This is a genomic window from Streptomyces sp. NBC_01261, assembly GCF_036226385.1.
In the GTDB taxonomy this organism is placed as follows: Bacteria; Actinomycetota; Actinomycetes; order Streptomycetales; family Streptomycetaceae; genus Streptomyces.
Genome location: NZ_CP108463.1, coordinates 9,880,406 through 9,896,320, shown reverse-complemented (window position 1 = coordinate 9,896,320; position 15,915 = coordinate 9,880,406). Strand labels below are relative to the sequence as shown.

The following is a 15,915-nucleotide window of genomic DNA, read 5'->3' as shown; positions in this document are numbered from 1 at the left end:
TGTCCCCATGAGCACCGACGACCAGTCCCGGCTGATGCGCGCCAACCAGGCGAACTGGGACGCCCGCACCCCCGTCCACCTCGCCAGCCGCTTCTACGGCCTCGACGGCGACCCGGACCCGGACCGCTGGTTCGCGTCCTTCGAGTGGGACGACCTGGGCGACCTGACGGGCCGGGACGTCCTCCACCTCCAGTGCCACCTCGGCACCGAGACCCTCGCGTTCGCACAGCGCGGGGCGCGCGCCACAGGCCTCGACTTCTCCGAGGCCTCCGTCGCCGCCGCGACCGACATCGCGGCGAAGGCGGGCCTCGACGTCGACTACGTACAGGCGAACGTATACGACGCCGTGGAGGCCCTGGGGCAACGGCGGTTCGACGTCGTGTACACCGGCAAGGGGGCCCTGTGCTACCTGCCCGACCTGCCGCGCTGGGCGGACACCGTCGCCCAACTCCTGCGTCCGGGGGGCCTGTTGTACATCGTCGAGTTCCATCCCCTGCTCAACTCGCTGGGCCCCAAGCCGACTTCGGGCGAGGGACCGGAACTCCTGCTCCGCCACGACTACCTGGGCGGCGGGGGGCCGGTGCACCGGGACGCGACGTTCACGTACACCGACGGCCCGGCCGTGGCCGGGGCGACCGACAGCTACGAGTGGATGCACGGAATGGACGAGGTCATCAACGCGTTGACGACAGCGGGACTGAACATCGGGCGCCTTCGCGAAAGTGACGAACTGCCGTGGCCGCGCTGGCCGCGGATGGCCCGGACCGAGACCGGCTGGTGGCGCCTGCCCGAGCCGCGGATCCCGCTCCTGTACGGTCTCCTGGCGAGCCGCTGAGTCCTACGTCACACCCAGAGCCGCAGCGGGTGTGCTACGGTGCGATCAGCACTTGTGCACGCCCCGTTCCGGGCGCCGGTGCAGATCTCATTTCACCTTCGCCGAACAGCCCGTCGGCTTTCGACCGGCACACCGGCTTCTCCACACCACTTCGTGACCGACGTTTTCTCGTCGTACCCGAGGTGATGTTCCCCGCCGCCCCGAGGAGCGCCAGTTCGCCCTCCACCTGCGGCTTCTCCCCCTTCCTTCCGCATGACACATGCATCCCGTCCTTGAAAGGACCACCCATCATGACCACCACACTCGAACCCCCAGTACAGGAACAGCCACGCGTCCAGACCGCCACCGGTGTCCTCGACATCGACGGCAACGGGAAGGGGCACCTGCGGGCGCTGGACTGCCGGCCCACGCCCACCGACCTCCAGGTCTCCCCCGCGCTGATCCGCCGACACGGCCTGCGCAAGGGCGACCTCGTGGAAGGTGTCCGGGGCGGGCAACGCGCCCTGACCGAGGTCGCGTTCGTCAACGGGCACACGCCCGGCGAACTGCGCGGCCGACGCCACTTCCGCGACCTGACCCCGCTGCACCCGCGTGAGCGGCTGCACCTCGAACACCCGGCGGCCGGCCTGACCGGACGCGTCGCCGACCTGATCGCCCCCGTCGGCAAGGGCCAGCGCGGGCTGATCGTGGCCCCGCCCAAGACCGGCAAGACCGTACTGCTCCAGCAGATCGCGGCAGCCGTCGCCGGCAACCACCCCGAGGCCCGCCTCATGGTCGTCCTGCTCGACGAGCGGCCCGAGGAGGTCACCGACATGCGGCGCTCCGTGCGCGGCGAGGTGTACGCCTCCACCTTCGACAAGGCCCCCAAGCAGCACATCGCGCTCGCCGAGCTCGTCATCGAGCGGGCCAAGCGGCTCGTCGAGGCGGGCGAGGACGTAGTGATCCTCCTCGACTCACTGACCCGGCTGTGCCGGGCGCACAACAACGCGGCGGCCTCCGGTGGCCGCACCCTCAGCGGAGGCGTCGACTCGACCGCGCTGATCGGCCCGAAGAAGTTCTTCGGCGCCGCACGCCTGGCCGAGGAGGGCGGCTCCCTCACCATCCTCGCCACCGCCCTGGTGGAGACCGGCTCCCTCGCCGACAGCGTCTACTTCGAGGAACTCAAGAGCACCGGCAACATGGAACTCCGCCTCAGCCGCGACCTGGCTTCCCGCCGGATCTTCCCGGCCATCGAGATCACCCCGTCCGGCACCCGCCGAGAGGAACTCCTCCTCACCCCGGCCGAGTTGACGGCGGTACGGGGCCTGCGCCGAGTCCTCCAGAACAGGGACGCCCAGAGCAGCCTGGAAACCCTGCTGGAGCGGATGCGGGAGACCCCGGACAACGCGACGTTCCTACGCCAGATCCAGCCGACTCTGCCGACAAACTGACCTGGGCCTTCGTTCTTGAGGGGCGCGGGGAACGGCGCGACCAGCCTCCTCCGGCCGGCAGACACGTCACTAGCGCATCCGGGTGCACACTCACCCCGCCCGGCCCTGCCAGCACCCTCCACAACGACTCCGTTCCTACGTTTGCGGTATGACAATCGGATTCACGCCCCGGATCGCTATGTCGACCTGCGCCCTCTGCCTGACGGGCGTCCTCGCGTTCACCCCCGCCACGGCGACTGCCAACACCGGGTCGGATCCCAGCACAGCGACACCGCCCCCCGCACTCCTGAACCACCCCGACACCCAGGTCAGGCCACACCCCGGCGCCCCCGACGTCCCGGACGTCTCCGCCCTCTCCTGGCTCGTCGCGGACACCCACACCGGCGAGGTCCTCGCCTCCCACGACGCCCACCGCAAACTCCCACCCGCCAGCACCCTGAAGACACTGTTCGCGCTGACCGTCCTCCCGGTCCTTCCCGGCGGCATCCAACACCGCGTCAGCGAACAGGACCTGGCCGGTATCGGCGAGGGCAGCAGCCTCGTCGGCGTCGCGGAAGGCCACACGTACCGCGTCGCCGACCTGTGGCGCGGGGTCTTCCTCAACTCCGGGAACGACGCCGTGCACGTACTGGCCTCTCTCAACGGCGGCTGGCAGACCACGGCCACGCGCATGCAGGCCAAGGCCCGCGCCCTCGGCGCCCTCGACACCCATGTCGTCTCACCGGACGGGTACGACACGGACGGCCAGGTGTCCTCCGCCTACGACCTCGCGGTGTTCGGCCGCGCCGGACTGCGCAACGCCGACTTCGCCCGCTACTGCTCCACCGCCGAGGCGCAGTTCCCGGGCGAGGGATCGTCGTACGGCATCCAGAACACCAACCGGCTGCTGACCGGCAACGACGGTGTGGAGCGCTATCCGGGGATCATCGGGGTGAAGAACGGCTACACCACGCACGCGGGCAACACCCTTGTCGCGGCGGCCCGTAGGGGCGGCCGATCTCTCGTCGTCACGGTGATGAACCCTCAGGCGGGCGGTGGCTTCACCGTGTACGAGGAGGCGCGCGAGCTGCTCGACTGGGGCTTCGCGGCGGCCGGGCGGGTCGATCCGGTGGGGTCGCTGGACGCGTTGCGGGCGAAGCCGAGGTCGGGCCCCTCGGCGGTGCCGGTGGCCGCGGCGGTCGTACCGGACGAGGGGCCGGGCTGGGCCGAGACGGCGGCGATCGTGGCCGCGGCCGTGCTGGGCGCGGGCGCTGTGGTGGCAGCGATCCGGCTCAAGATCAGGCGGCTCCCGCCGGTCTGACCCGTCGGCAGCCACAGCAGCAGGCCGAGGGTGATCCAGGTGTACGTGTTGCTGCCCAGGAAGCCGTCGATGCCCGAGGAGTCGTCGAACCACAGCCACACGACACTCGTGCACATCACGGCGTACAGGGCGCCCGCGATCCTTGGGTGCCCCGCACGGACCAGTACGGCGAACGACGGCAGCAGCCACACGAGGTGGTGCACCCAGGTGATCGGGCTGATCAGGCACGCGGTCAGCCCGGTCAGCGCGAACGCGGCGATCCAGTCCCCCAGGACGATCGCACGGCGCACCCGCACCGCCCACACGGCCAGCACGAGGACGACGACCGTCGCCCACAGCGGGCGGCCCGTCTCGCCGAGCCGGGCCAGGACGCCTTGCAGGGACTGGTTGGAGACGTAGTCGAGGCGGCCCACCCGGGTCGTGTCCCACAACGCGTCGGTCCAGTAGAACTTCGACGCGTCCGGGACCACCAGGGCCGCGAGCCCGGTCGCCGCGAGCGCCACAGCCGTCGCGACCGCGGCGGCTTTCCAGCGTCTGGCCAGCAGCAACAGGGCGATGAACAGGGCCGGCGTGAGCTTGATCGCCGCCGCGAGGCCGATGCCGACGCCCGCCCAGCGGCCCCTCCCGGTGGAGAGCAGCCAGCCATCGCCGAGGACGAGGGCCAGCAGCAGGAGGTTCACCTGCCCGAAGCTGAAGGTGTCGCGCAAGGGCTCGAACAGCGCCAGCCCGCACGCCACCAGCGCCCACCCGAACCAGCCGTAGCGCCGCCATCCGGGCCCGGCCAGGATGCGCAGGACGACTCCGAGAGCCGTGAGGTTGAGGACGATGGCGGCGACGATCGCGGTGCCGAGGCCGAGGTACGCCATCGGGGCCATGCCGACGGCGGCGAACGGCGGGTAGGTGAAGCCGTACGTCGTGCCGGGCACCCGGTAGTCGTAGATCCGGCCGCCGTGGTGGAGCCAGGTGTGGACGGTGCCGTAGTAGACGCGCAGGTCGAACCAGTCGCGCAGCAGCGGGACGGTCGCGGTGAAGACGGTGACGACGACGGCGAGGGCCAGCACCAGGAGGAGTCGGCCGCGGTCGGTGGCGGGTGTTCTCATGCCGTACGTCCCAGGGCCGGGGCCTCCGCCGCCTGGCGAGCCTGCCACAGGACGACGATCGCGAGGACGCCGCCGGAGACGGCCAGCACGAGCTGTCCGATGTCGGCGGGGCCACCGCTGGGCAGGACGGCGAGGGCGAGGACCCCGGTCACGGCGGCCACCCGGTGGCGTACGGACGCACTGGGTGCGGCTGCGGCGATCAGGAAGAGACCCCACAGGGCGTACCAGGGGCGGATCGCCGGGCCGAAGGCGGCCACGACCGCCAGGCTCAGGCCGAGCGCGTACACCGGGCTGGGGCGCAGGCGGAACCATATGGCGAGGATGGCCGCACCGGTGACCGCCAGGCCGAGGGCGTGCCAGGCCGGGACCGCGAAGGGGGCGAGATCGCTGCCGAGGTGTTTCAGCAGGGCGCCGGTGGCGCGGCCGAGGAGGCTGGTGAGGGCCCAGTTGTGCGCCGAGACAGGTGTGTCGAGGGCGCCTATCCAGCCGTAGCCCGTGCCCGCGAAGGCGGTCGCCGCGACCGTCGTGGCCGCGGACGCGACGACGGTCGTCGTGACGGCCTTGGCCGGGCGGTGGCCCGCGCGGATCTGGAGGAGCACGACCGCGGCGAGACCGAGCGCGGCCGGTGCCTTGACCAGGGCGGCGAGCGTGACGAGTACGGCGCCCAGGACCGGCCAGCGGCCGAGGGCGGCGACCAGGCCGACGCCGAGCAGGCCGAGCATGATCGCGTCGTTGTGGGCGCCCGCGACGAGGTGCAGCAGGACCAGCGGGTTGAGGGCGCCGAGCCAGAGCGCGGCGGCCGGGTCGGCGCCGCTGTGCCGGGCGAGCCGGGGCAGCGCGGCGGCCATCAGACCCACCCCGAGGAGCGCGACGAGCCGCATCCCGAAGAGCCCGGCGGGGAGTTCACCGCGGGTCAGTCCGGACAGCCCCGACGCCACGGCGAGGAACACCGGGCCGTACGGCGCCCCGGTGTGCTGCCACAGCGGGGCGACCTCGTCGGCGAGGGGGCCGCCGAGCGCGGCGGGGCCGTGCGCGTAGACGTCCATGTGGGCGTCGACCATGGCGCCCTGCGCGAGATAGCTGTACACGTCCCGGCTGAACAGCGGCGGCGCGAGCAGCAGCGGGGCCGCCCATACGGCGAGGACCAGGAACAGGGAGCGCGGGGTGGGCGGTTCGGCGCTGCGGATCAGCTTGCCGAGCAACAGCCAGGCCGCGATCAGCAGGACGACACCGAAGTAGACCCCGACCAGGCCGAGCGCCGCCTGCGCGGAGGCCGGGGAGAAGAGGTCCGCGGCCGGCAGGGCCCCGGCCGTCTCACCGCCCAGCGCGAGGACGGCGGTACCGGTGAGACCGAGTACCTGGCAGCGGCGGAGATCGACGGGAATAGCCATGGCCAACACTCGCCAAGCGTGTCAACGCCGGATGGCGGGAAGGCGACCTGCCGCTCTCGGGGCGGCGGACTGCGCGTGACCTCCGTGTGATCGGCCCGCGGCACCGATGAGTTCTCGGTCCCCGACCAGTCTCCCTGATGACCGACTCTCCCAGAACGGACGTGATGACCGTGCCGACCAGCTCCGCCCGCACCAAGGTGAACGGCCAGGAGATGTACTACGAGATCCATGGCACCGAGCACGAGGGCCGACGCCCGCTGGTGCTGCTGCACGGCGGTGTGCAGACCGTCGGTCTGACCTTCGGGACGATGCTGCCCGCGCTGTCCGCCGAGCGGTATGTGATCGCCCCCGAACTCCAGGGCCACGGCCACACCGCCGACACCGACCGCCCGCTGACGATCCCGGACCTGGCCTCCGACGTGGTCGCGCTGCTCGACGAACTCGGCGTCCGGCAGGCCGACTTCATCGGCTTCAGCCTCGGCGGACTCGTCGCGCTGGAGATCGCGGTCCGGCACCCGGAGCGGGTCGGACGGCTCGTGCCGGCGGCCGCTCAGTACAGCCAGGACGGCATCCACGAGGAGATCCGCACCCCCGACTTCAGCTCGCCCCGGATGCCCGGCCAGGCGGACTTCGAGGAGATGTCCGACGCCTACGCGGCCGTCGCACCGCACCCCGAGCACTTCCACGACTTCCTCGCCAAGGCCTCGGCGGCGGCGAACGAACCGCTGCCCTGGACCGCCGACGACCTGCGCGCGGTGACCGTGCCCACGCTCCTCGTCATCGGCGACACCGACTTCATGCGCGTCGAGCACGCGGCCGAGATGCACCGGCTGATCCCGGACGCGCAACTCGCCGTGCTGCCCGGCACCACGCACATGGGGGTCATGCGGCACAAGGTCCTGCTGCCGCTGCTCACCGATTTCCTGGGCTGAGGCCGGTCAGAACACCGACACCCCGGTCAGGGTCGTGAAGCGATCGAGCGCGGCGACCCCGGCCACCGAGTTCCCCCGCTCGTCAAGTCCCGGGCTCCACACGGCGAGTGTGCACCGGCCCGGGACGATCGCGATGATCCCGCCGCCCACCCCGCTCTTGCCGGGCAGCCCCACCCGGTAGGCGAACTCGCCCGCAGCGTCGTACGTCCCGCACGTCAGCATCACCGCGTTGACCTGCTTGGCCTGGGTGAGGGTGAGCAGCCGGGAGCCGTCGGCGCGGCTGCCGTGCCGGGCCAGGAAGCCGGCGGCGAGGGCGAGGTCGGCGCAGGACGCCATGACGGAGCACTGCCGGAAGTACTGGTCCAGGAGGACGGGCACCTCGTTGTCGATGTTGCCGTAGGACTTCATGAAGTGGGCGAGGGCCGCGTTGCGGTCACCGTTCGCGGACTCGGAGGCGGCGACCTCCTTGTCGAAACCGAGGGACGGGTTGCCGCTCTCGGTACGCAGGAAGGCGAGCAGCTCTCCGGCCGCGTCTCCGGTACGGGTCTGGAGGCGGTCGGTGACGACGAGCGCGCCCGCGTTGATGAACGGGTTGCGCGGGATGCCGCTCTCGTACTCCAGCTGGACAAGGGAGTTGAAGGGGTTGCCGGAGGGCTCGCGGCCCACGTGCTCCCAGAGTTCGTCGCCCTCGCGGGCCAGGTCGAGGGCGAGGGTGAAGACCTTGGTGATGGACTGCGTGGAGAACGGCTGTTGCCAGTCCCCCACGCCGTACACCGTGCCGTCCAGTTCCGCGACGGCCATGCCGAAGCGGCGCGGGTCGCAGGCCGCGAGCGCCGGGATGTAGTCGGCGGCCTGGCCGCGGCCGGGCATTCGCTCGATCTCACCGGCGATGCGCTCCAGGACCGGCTGGAAGGCCATCGATGGGGACATGATCACCATTGTGCCTCCGGGCGGGTCCTGGTGCGCGTCCGCGGATCAGACAGCGACGGGGCCGGTGCCGGCCAGGACCTCGGGCCGCAGCAGGGCGGCGAGTGTCTCGGCGGGCAACAGGCCCTTCTCCAGGACGAGTTCGGCCACGCCCCGGCCGGTGGCGAGGGCCTCCTTGGCGATGTCGGTGGCGGCCGTGTACCCGATGTGCGGGTTGAGCGCGGTCACCAGGCCGATGGAGTTCTCCACGCTCGCGCGCAGCGCCTCGGTGTTGGCGGTGATGCCGTCCACGCACCGCTCGGCGAGGGTGAGGCAGGCGGCCCGCAGATGCGTGATGCTCTCCGACAGCGAGTGCAGGATGATCGGCTCGAACGCGTTGAGCTGGAGCTGTCCGGCCTCGGCGGCCATCGTGATGGTGACGTCGTTGCCGATCACCTCGAAGGCGACCTGGTTGACGACCTCGGGGATCACCGGGTTGACCTTGCCCGGCATGATGCTCGAACCGGCCTGCACCGGCGGCAGGTTGATCTCCCCGAGCCCCGCACGCGGCCCCGAGGACAGCAGCCGCAGATCGTTGCAGCTCTTGGAGAGCTTGACCGCAACGCGCTTGAGCACACCCGACATCTGCACGAACGCCCCGCAGTCCTGCGTGGCCTCGACCAGGTTGGCCGCCGTCACCAGCGGCAGCCCGGTGATCTCCGAGAGATGCCGCCGAGCCGACTCCGCGTACCCGGCAGGAGCATTGAGCCCGGTCCCGATGGCCGTGGCTCCCAGGTTGATCTCATGGATCAACTGGACCGCCTCGTCAAGACGTTGACGGTCCTCGTCAATCATGACCGCGTACGCCGAGAACTCTTGACCGAGCGTCATCGGCACCGCGTCCTGCAACTGTGTACGGCCCATCTTGAGCACGTCACGGAACTCGACAGCCTTACGGGCGAAGGCGTCCTGCAGTACGGCCATCGCCTTGAGCAGTCCGTGCACGGCGAAGACGGTCGCTATCTTGACGGCGGTCGGATACACGTCGTTGGTCGACTGCCCAAGGTTGACGTCCTCGTTCGGGTGCAGGTACGCGTACTCACCCTTGCCGTGCCCCAGCAACTCCAACGCCCGGTTCGCGACAACCTCGTTGGCGTTCATGTTGGTCGAGGTACCGGCTCCGCCCTGCACCACGTCCACCACGAACTGGTCGTGCAGCTTCCCGTCCCGGATCTCCCGGCAGGCGGCGACGATGGCGCCCGTCTTCTCCGGCGAGAGCAGCCCCAACTCCTCATTGGCGAGAGCAGCGGCCTCCTTGACGGAAGCGAGCGCATCGATCAAGTGCGGGTAGATGGAGATCGGCGTCCCGGTGATGGGGAAGTTCTCGGTGGCCCGCAGGGTGTGAACGCCCCAGTAGGCATCCCCGGGTACATCGCGGTCTCCGAGCAGATCATGTTCGCGACGAACAGCAACGGTCATCGGCTTCACTTTCAAAAGAGGTCGAGGACAAGCGCCCCTGCTTTTGGCCTTCAGGGGCGCGGGGAACTGCGCGACCAGCCACATCCGGCCCGCAGATCCCCACAACAGATCTAGGCACACGCAGACAACGGCGACACAGGGTCCAAAGCCCGCACAGGCCGAACACAACCCACCGGCTCCCCACCCCCAAGCAACGCCTCCCCCGCGAACTCACCGAGCAGCCCAGGATCAACCCCGGCCCGAACAAGCGCAGCCGCACCCACAGGAACCCGCGCCCGATTCGCCCCGTCCGAGACCTTCACGGCAACAGCCCGCCCATCAGGCAACGCGGCAACCTGAACCCCTTCGAACCCGTCCTTGGCAAGCAAGCCAGGGACGGCCCGCATCAACGCGGCCACATCCCGCCCCGTCCCGGACGCCATCTCCGCATGCTCCCGCATCGCATCAGCAACCCGGGCCTCAGGCGTCCCAGGCGCAGCGGTAGTGATCCGAGCAACGGCCCGAGCCAGCCCATGCAGGGAGATGGAGAACAAAGGAGCCCCGCACCCGTCGACCGTCACCCGAGCGATCCGCTGCCCGGTGAGATCCTCGACGATCTCCGCGATCGCCTGCTGCAACGGATGGCCCGGATCGAGATAGTCGTCCAGGGACCACCCGTTGAGCTTCGACACGTAGAGCATCGCCGCGTGCTTCCCGGAACAGTTCTGAGCGAGCCGGGACGGCGCCCGACCCTCGCGCACCCAGGCATCCCGCACGACCGGGTCGAACGGGAGGTCGGGAACGTTGCGCAGGGAGTCCTCGGTGAGCCCGGCGAGTTCGAGGATGCGCCGGGCTCCGGCGAGGTGACGTTCCTCGCCGGAGTGGCTGGCTGCGGCGAGCGAGAGCAGCTCGCCGTCGAGCGGCAACCCGGCCCGCAGCATGGCGACGGCCTGCACGGGTTTGATCGCCGACCGCGGATAGAACGCCGCCTCGATGTCGCCGATCTGGAGCTGGACCTGGCCGTCGGCGTCGAGGACGACGACGGAGCCGTAGTGGATGCCCTCGATCATTCCGCCGCGTATCAGGTGGGCGACGGGTGCGTGGAGGGGTTCACGGATGAGGGGTGGGTCCGCGAGGGAACTGCTGTACATCTCTGCCTGTCGGGGTCAGGACGACGTGGGTCTCACGCGTCGGGTGCGGTCAAGGACGTGCTGGCCACGCGGCGGCGGACGGCGAACCATCCGGCGACGAGCGCGGCGGCGATCAGCGGCAGACAGAGCACGGTGGTGCGTCCGGCGCCGCCGTCGGCGTACATGAGGACCAGGACGGAGGCGAGGAAGGCCAGCGTCACGAGTTCGGTCCAGGGAGAGCCAGGCAACCGGTAGCCGGGGCGGGAGAGTTCGCCCTTCTCGGTCTTCCGCCAGAAGAGGAAGTGACAGAGCATGATCATGCCCCAGGTGGAGAGGATGCCGATCGCCGCGAAGTTGAGGACGATCTCGAACGCGTCCGCCGGCACCACGAAGTTGAGGCCGACGCCGAGGACGCAGATGCCGCTGGTGAGCAGGATCCCGCCGTAGGGGACCTGGCTGCGGCTCATGACCGAGGTGAACTTGGGGGCCGAGCCGGACATCGCCATGGAGCGGAGGATGCGGCCCGTGGAGTACAGGCCGGAGTTGAGCGAGGACATGGCCGCGGTGAGGACGACGAGGTTCATGACGCCGCCGGCCGCCGGGATACCGATGTTCGACAGCACGGTCACGAAGGGGCTCTGGCCCGCGCTGTACTTGTTCCAGGGCAGCAGCATCGAGAGCAGGACGACCGAGCCTACGTAGAAGAGGCCGACGCGCCACATGATCGAGTTGATCGCCTTCGGCATGATCTTCTCGGGGTTCTCGGTCTCGCCGGCGGCTACGCCGACCAGTTCGACGGAGGCGTAGGCGAAGACGACGCCCTGGATGATCAGGAGCATGGGCAGCAGGCCGTTGGGGAAGATGCCGCCGTTGTCGGTGATCAGGGACGGGCCGGGGGTCGTGCCGTCGACCTGGTGCTGGGTGACCAGCAGGAAGATGCCGATCAGCATGAAGACGACGAGTGCGCTGACCTTGATGATCGCGAACCAGAACTCCAGCTCGCCGAACATCCGCACCGAGATCAGGTTCACCGTGAGGACCACGGCGAGGGCGATGAGGGCGATCACCCACTGGGGGATGTCGGAGAACATGCTCCAGTAGTGGGTGTAGACGGCGACGGCGGTGATGTCGGCGATACCGGTGGTGGCCCAGTTCAGGAAGTACATCCAGCCCGCTACGTACGCGCCCTTCTCGCCGAGGAACTCTCGGGCGTACGACACGAAGGCGCCGGACGAGGGCCGGTAGAGGACGAGTTCACCGAGGGCGCGGACGACGAGGAAGGCGAAGAGGCCGCAGACCGCGTACGCGATGAAGAGGGAGGGGCCGGCGTCGGCCAGGCGACCGCCCGCACCGAGGAACAGGCCGGTGCCGATCGCGCCGCCGATGGCGATCATGTTGACGTGCCGGGACTTCAGGGACTTGCTGTAGCCGGCGTCTCCGGCGTCGACATGGCCGGATCGTTTCTGCACGCCGTCGTGCAGGGACTGCTCGCTCACGCCTCGGGTCCGCCTTCCGTGGGGGTGTTCGTGCGCGCGGGGCGCACGATGTCGGTGAGGGTCGTCTCGACCCGGTCGAGGTGGTGGGACATGGCCTCGACGGCGTCCGGCTCGCTGCCGTCGATCAGCGCCTCGACGATCGCCCGGTGCTCGCGGTTGGACTGCTCGCGCCGGCCGCCGAGTTCGTTGAGGAACGCGGACTGGCGGGCCAGCGCGTCGCGGATCTCCTCGATGACCCGGCGGAACACCGGGTTCTGGGCGGCCTCCGCCACGGCGAGGTGGAAGAGGGTGTCCATCGCCACCCACGCGGTGGTGTCGGTCTCCTGTTCCATGCGGTCCAGGAGGTGGGCCAGGTGGTCCAGGTTCTCCGGGGTGCGGCGCAGTGCCGCGTACCCGGCGACCGGGATCTCGACGTGGCGGCGCACTTCCAGCAGGTCGCTGGCCGCGTAGTCCCCGAAGGTGGGGTCCTCCACGGCGTTGGCCACCACGAAGGTGCCCTTGCCGGTCTTGGAGACGGTCAGCCCCATGGTCTGCAGGGCGCGCAGGGCCTCGCGGAGCACAGGCCTGCTGATCTCCAGGGTGCGGCACAGCTCCGCCTCGGAGGGGAGCTTGTCGCCGATGGCGTAGTCGCCGCGCTCGATGGCGCCGCGGAGGTGGACCAGCACCGCTTCCATGGCGCTGACGCGCCGCGGCCCGACTCCACCTGTCTGGCTGTCTGACAGGTTCACGGACGTGATCCTGCGGGTGACGGGACAGTGCTGTCAAGCGATCCGAAAAGAAAAATTCAGCGGGCGTGAAGCCTGAAAATCCGGCTTCACGCCCGCTGTGATGATCGTCCAGCCACTGCCGGCCGCGGTCAGCTGTTGAGGACACCCGTGCCGAGCAGCCCGAACAGCAGCAGACCGATGATGATCCGGTAGATCACGAACGCGTTGAAGGAGTGCTTCGCGACGAACTTCAGCAGCCAGGCGATGGAGGCGTAGGCGACCACGAAGGACACGATCGTGCCGACGGCCAGCGGGGCGGCGCCCACACCCGCGCCCAGGGCGTCCTTCAGCTCGTAGATCCCCGCGCCGGTCAGCGCGGGGATGCCGAGGAAGAAGGAGAGCCGGGTGGCGGCGACGCGGTCCAGGTCGAGGATGAGACCGGTGGACATGGTGGCGCCGGAGCGCGAGAAACCGGGGAAGAGCAGCGCCAGGATCTGTGAACTGCCCACCAGCATCGCGTCCTTGAAGGTGGTGTCGGCCTCACCGCGCTTGTGCCGGCCCATCTGGTCGGCGCACCACATGACACCGCTGCCGACGATCAGCGAGGCTGCGACCACCCACAGCGAGCCGAGCGGCCCGTCGATGAGCGGCTTCGCGGCCAGGCCCACGATCACGATCGGGATCGTCGCGTAGATCACCCACCAGGCGAACTTGTAGTCGTGGTGGTAGCGCTCCTCACGGTTGCGCAGGCCACGGCCCCACGCGGTCACGATCCGCACGATGTCCTTGAAGAAGTACACGAGCACGGCGGCGATGGCGCCGACCTGGATGACGGCCGAGAACCCGACCACGGAATCGTCGTCGACGGGGATGTTCATCAGCCCCTCGACGATCTTCAGATGGCCGGTCGAGGAGACCGGAAGGAACTCGGTCACCCCCTCGACGACTCCGAGGACGGCGGCCTGACCGACGCTGATGACGCTCATGAGATCCAGTTCTTGGGAGTTGGTCGACAGTGCTGTAGACAATAGCGCCGGGAACGGTCCCGCTCGGGCACAGGAACCACCCGAGCCCTTACGTCCACAGGGCCTCCGCGATCGACACCCCGGCAAATGCCGCGCCGAGGCCCGCCGTCACGCTGCCGACGACGTTGGCGGCAGCGTAGAGCCCCGCCCCTGTCTCGGTCAGCCGCAGTGTCTCGTACGAGAAGGTCGAGTACGTCGTCAGGGCCCCGCAAAGCCCTGTCCCGACGAGGAGTTGGAGCTGCGAACCCGCCGCACCGGCGGACACCGCACCGGTCAGCACACCGAGAATCAGACAGCCGGTCACGTTCACCGCGAAGGTGCCCCAGGGGAACACGGTGTCGTGCCGGGTCCGCACCGCGCGGTCGGTGAGATACCGGAGCGGAGCACCGACCATGGCTCCCGTGACGACCAACACCCAGTTCACAACGACCTCTTACCCTTCCGCTCCGATTCGCCGGAGTCCTCGATGCCCCGGAAGACACCGGCACCGGCCGGCCCGGTCATCGCTGCCTCCGCTCCAGGACCCGCCGGGCCGCCGTCACCCCGAGCCACACCGCCGCGAGGGCCGCGAGCAGGGTCGCGGCGAGATAGGCGAGCGCGGTGCGGGGGTGGCCCGCGTCGACCAGTTTCTGGATGTCGACGGCGTACGTCGAGAAGGTCGTGAAGCCGCCGAGCACCCCGGTGCCGAAGAACGGCCGCACCAGCCGGTGCGCGGCCCACGCCTCGGTGACGACCACCATGAACACGCCTATGACCGCGCACCCGACGACGTTGATCCCGAAGGTCGTCCAGGGGAAACCGCCGCTCTGCGCGGGCCACCAGAGCGAGGCCGCGTACCGGGCCACGGCCCCGGTCGCGCCGCCGAGCGCGACCACCGCGACGACGGCTCCCTGACCGCGCCAGACGGACGGGCGCGGAGCCCGGGACCGGGCGTGGAGGTTGTCGGCTTCGGGGGCTGACACGGTCGTACGTCTCCTACTCGTCGGGGCCCTGGGGGCACTCACCACAAGTAGGGACCGTTGGCGGCACCTCTGCCGCGGTTCGGGTACGGCGGGCCCCACCGCCGCGCCGCGAGAGGTGATCACGGCCGGGCATCAGGGTAACGCCGGGGGCGTGCCGGGGTCACTTCGGGGCGGCCGGCTCGCACAGCGCGACACCGCGTTCGCGCAGGCTGCCGAGCACGAGGTGACCGGCCGCCTCGCAGACGCCGGTGACCATACGGAAGGGAGAGCCGCGTGCGATGAGGTGGTGGACGACGTGTCCCTCGTCGTCGACCGCGAGGGCCCCGATGGTGCCCGTGGGGCGGTAGGGCACGCGTACGGCGATCCGCGCGGCGGTGTGCCGTACGGCGTCCGGGGCGCGGTGGAAGAGGTCGAGCGGGGGCACGCGGGGTCCGGCCAGGGCGACCCAGAGCGGTCCGTCGGGGCCCGCGCGCCAGATGTTGTCGGGCATGCCGGGGAGGTCTTCGACGAAGGGTTCGCTATGGCCCGCCCGCTGCCCGGTGAGCCAGTGGCGGGTGAGGCGGTAGGCACCCGTCTCCGCGATCACCAGGAAGGACTCGTCGGCGCTCGCGGCAAGGCCGTTGGCGAACTGGAGCCCCTCCAGGACGACTTCGGGGGTGTCACTGTCGGGCGCGAGGCGCAACAGCCTTCCTGTGCCGGTGTGTTCGACGATGTCGCCCAGCCACTGGTGGAGCGGATAACGACGGCTGGAGACGGTGAGGTACACGCTGCCGTCGGACAGGGCGACCACGTTGCTGCAGAACCGCAACCGCTCCCCCGCCACCGAGTCGGCGAGGACCCGCACGGAGCCGTCCCCGAGGTCGATCCGCAGCAGTCCGCGTTCCGCGTCGCACACCAACAGGCCGTCGTCCGGGAGGAGTTCGAGGCCGAGCGGTCGGCCGCCGGTGTCGGCGAGGGTCTCCACCCGGACCGACTCGGGTTCGGTCAGTCCGTCGAGGCGGAGGATGCGGCCGTCCTCGACACCGGTCAGCACCCGGCCGCGGGCGTCGGCGACCACGTCCTCCGGACCGCGCCCGCCGATCGCGACATAGCGGCGGGCGAGCAGCGCGTCAGGTCGGTCATCGGGACGGTCCATGAAAGCCTCCACGGTTCGGTCCGGGGCGCGTAACCTTGCTGCTCTTCCCGGTCATCTCCTGCGCTTCCCGGTCGGCACGGCACCGGGTCACGTTTGCCGAGCGTATTG

The 15,915-nt window shown here is 70.1% G+C and carries 14 protein-coding genes and 1 pseudogene; 4 read left to right on the top strand and 11 right to left on the bottom strand.

All coding sequences use genetic code 11. The annotated features are described in order from the left end of the window. Window positions 1-7 precede the first annotated feature (7 nt). The 3 genes and pseudogenes from OG226_RS44005 to OG226_RS43995 form a co-directional block, all read left to right on the top strand. Window positions 8-835 carry a class I SAM-dependent methyltransferase gene (locus tag OG226_RS44005; RefSeq protein WP_329352247.1) on the top strand — a complete coding sequence of 276 codons (828 nt, stop codon included), beginning with the start codon at window positions 8-10 and terminating at the stop codon, window positions 833-835. A gap of 290 nt (window positions 836-1,125) precedes the next feature. Continuing rightward, a complete protein-coding gene (gene rho / locus OG226_RS44000) occupies window positions 1,126-2,265 on the top strand; it encodes a transcription termination factor Rho (RefSeq protein ID WP_329352246.1) in 1,140 nt (379 codons plus the stop codon). A 148-nt stretch (window positions 2,266-2,413) separates the two neighbouring features. Continuing rightward, window positions 2,414-3,229 (top strand): annotated as a pseudogene (locus OG226_RS43995) (D-alanyl-D-alanine carboxypeptidase family protein); the annotation flags it as partial. A 59-nt stretch (window positions 3,230-3,288) separates the two neighbouring features. On the opposite strand, the gene OG226_RS43990 reads toward OG226_RS43995, so the two are convergent. Together OG226_RS43990 and mptB are read right to left on the bottom strand one after the other, a co-directional pair. After that, the gene (locus OG226_RS43990; protein WP_329352245.1) at window positions 3,289-4,665 is read right to left on the bottom strand and encodes a glycosyltransferase 87 family protein; all 1,377 of its coding nucleotides are present in this window, start codon (window positions 4,663-4,665) and stop codon (window positions 3,289-3,291) included. Beyond that, window positions 4,662-6,056, bottom strand: a complete 1,395-nt coding sequence (gene mptB, locus OG226_RS43985; RefSeq protein WP_328685155.1) for a polyprenol phosphomannose-dependent alpha 1,6 mannosyltransferase MptB — start codon at window positions 6,054-6,056, stop codon at window positions 4,662-4,664. Before mptB ends, OG226_RS43990 begins: the two co-directional genes overlap by 4 nt. 137 nt (window positions 6,057-6,193) lie before the next feature. Here mptB and OG226_RS43980 point away from each other — a divergent pair, with 137 nt between their 5' ends. After that, window positions 6,194-6,988 carry an alpha/beta fold hydrolase gene (locus OG226_RS43980; RefSeq protein ID WP_329352244.1) on the top strand — a complete coding sequence of 265 codons (795 nt, stop codon included), beginning with the start codon at window positions 6,194-6,196 and terminating at the stop codon, window positions 6,986-6,988. 6 nt (window positions 6,989-6,994) lie between these two features. On the opposite strand, the gene OG226_RS43975 is transcribed toward OG226_RS43980, so the two are convergent. The 9 genes from OG226_RS43975 to OG226_RS43935 all read right to left on the bottom strand — a co-directional run bounded on the left by OG226_RS43975 (window position 6,995) and on the right by OG226_RS43935 (window position 15,807). Next, complete coding sequence (locus OG226_RS43975) at window positions 6,995-7,927, bottom strand: glutaminase (protein WP_329352243.1); 933 nt, start codon at window positions 7,925-7,927, stop codon at window positions 6,995-6,997. A gap of 36 nt (window positions 7,928-7,963) precedes the next feature. Beyond that, window positions 7,964-9,373: an aspartate ammonia-lyase gene (gene aspA, locus OG226_RS43970; protein WP_329352242.1), complete on the bottom strand. Its 1,410-nt coding sequence runs from the start codon at window positions 9,371-9,373 to the stop codon at window positions 7,964-7,966. Between the two features lie 110 nt (window positions 9,374-9,483). After that, window positions 9,484-10,503 (bottom strand): asparaginase, encoded by a 1,020-nt coding sequence (locus tag OG226_RS43965; RefSeq protein WP_329352241.1) that lies wholly within the window; start codon window positions 10,501-10,503, stop codon window positions 9,484-9,486. A 32-nt stretch (window positions 10,504-10,535) separates the two neighbouring features. Beyond that, a complete protein-coding gene (locus OG226_RS43960; protein WP_329352240.1) occupies window positions 10,536-11,978 on the bottom strand; it encodes an amino acid permease in 1,443 nt (480 codons plus the stop codon). Then, window positions 11,975-12,652, bottom strand: a complete 678-nt coding sequence (locus OG226_RS43955; RefSeq protein WP_033278612.1) for a FadR/GntR family transcriptional regulator — start codon at window positions 12,650-12,652, stop codon at window positions 11,975-11,977. The genes OG226_RS43960 and OG226_RS43955 overlap by 4 nt, the downstream gene beginning before the upstream one ends. Before the next feature lie 182 nt (window positions 12,653-12,834). Then, a complete protein-coding gene (locus tag OG226_RS43950) occupies window positions 12,835-13,671 on the bottom strand; it encodes an undecaprenyl-diphosphate phosphatase (RefSeq protein ID WP_329352239.1) in 837 nt (278 codons plus the stop codon). Between the two features lie 88 nt (window positions 13,672-13,759). After that, window positions 13,760-14,134 (bottom strand): fluoride efflux transporter CrcB, encoded by a 375-nt coding sequence (gene crcB / locus OG226_RS43945; RefSeq protein WP_329352238.1) that lies wholly within the window; start codon window positions 14,132-14,134, stop codon window positions 13,760-13,762. A gap of 76 nt (window positions 14,135-14,210) precedes the next feature. Continuing rightward, window positions 14,211-14,672: a fluoride efflux transporter CrcB gene (crcB, locus tag OG226_RS43940; protein WP_329352237.1), complete on the bottom strand. Its 462-nt coding sequence runs from the start codon at window positions 14,670-14,672 to the stop codon at window positions 14,211-14,213. Window positions 14,673-14,832: 160 nt separating this feature from the next. Then, window positions 14,833-15,807: an SMP-30/gluconolactonase/LRE family protein gene (locus tag OG226_RS43935; protein WP_329352236.1), complete on the bottom strand. Its 975-nt coding sequence runs from the start codon at window positions 15,805-15,807 to the stop codon at window positions 14,833-14,835. Window positions 15,808-15,915 lie beyond the last annotated feature (108 nt).

Excerpts from the sequence above, each read along its gene's own strand:
- OG226_RS44005 (WP_329352247.1), top strand. The coding sequence starts at position 8 with ATGAGCACCGACGACCAGTCCCGGCTGATGCGCGCCAACCAGGCGAAC.
- rho (WP_329352246.1), top strand. The coding sequence starts at position 1,126 with ATGACCACCACACTCGAACCCCCAGTACAGGAACAGCCACGCGTCCAG.
- OG226_RS43990 (WP_329352245.1), bottom strand. The coding sequence starts at position 4,665 with ATGAGAACACCCGCCACCGACCGCGGCCGACTCCTCCTGGTGCTGGCC.
- mptB (WP_328685155.1), bottom strand. The coding sequence starts at position 6,056 with ATGGCTATTCCCGTCGATCTCCGCCGCTGCCAGGTACTCGGTCTCACC.
- OG226_RS43980 (WP_329352244.1), top strand. The coding sequence starts at position 6,194 with ATGACCGACTCTCCCAGAACGGACGTGATGACCGTGCCGACCAGCTCC.
- OG226_RS43975 (WP_329352243.1), bottom strand. The coding sequence starts at position 7,927 with ATGGTGATCATGTCCCCATCGATGGCCTTCCAGCCGGTCCTGGAGCGC.
- aspA (WP_329352242.1), bottom strand. The coding sequence starts at position 9,373 with ATGACCGTTGCTGTTCGTCGCGAACATGATCTGCTCGGAGACCGCGAT.
- OG226_RS43965 (WP_329352241.1), bottom strand. The coding sequence starts at position 10,503 with ATGTACAGCAGTTCCCTCGCGGACCCACCCCTCATCCGTGAACCCCTC.
- OG226_RS43955 (WP_033278612.1), bottom strand. The coding sequence starts at position 12,652 with ATGGAAGCGGTGCTGGTCCACCTCCGCGGCGCCATCGAGCGCGGCGAC.
- OG226_RS43950 (WP_329352239.1), bottom strand. The coding sequence starts at position 13,671 with ATGAGCGTCATCAGCGTCGGTCAGGCCGCCGTCCTCGGAGTCGTCGAG.
- OG226_RS43935 (WP_329352236.1), bottom strand. The coding sequence starts at position 15,807 with ATGGACCGTCCCGATGACCGACCTGACGCGCTGCTCGCCCGCCGCTAT.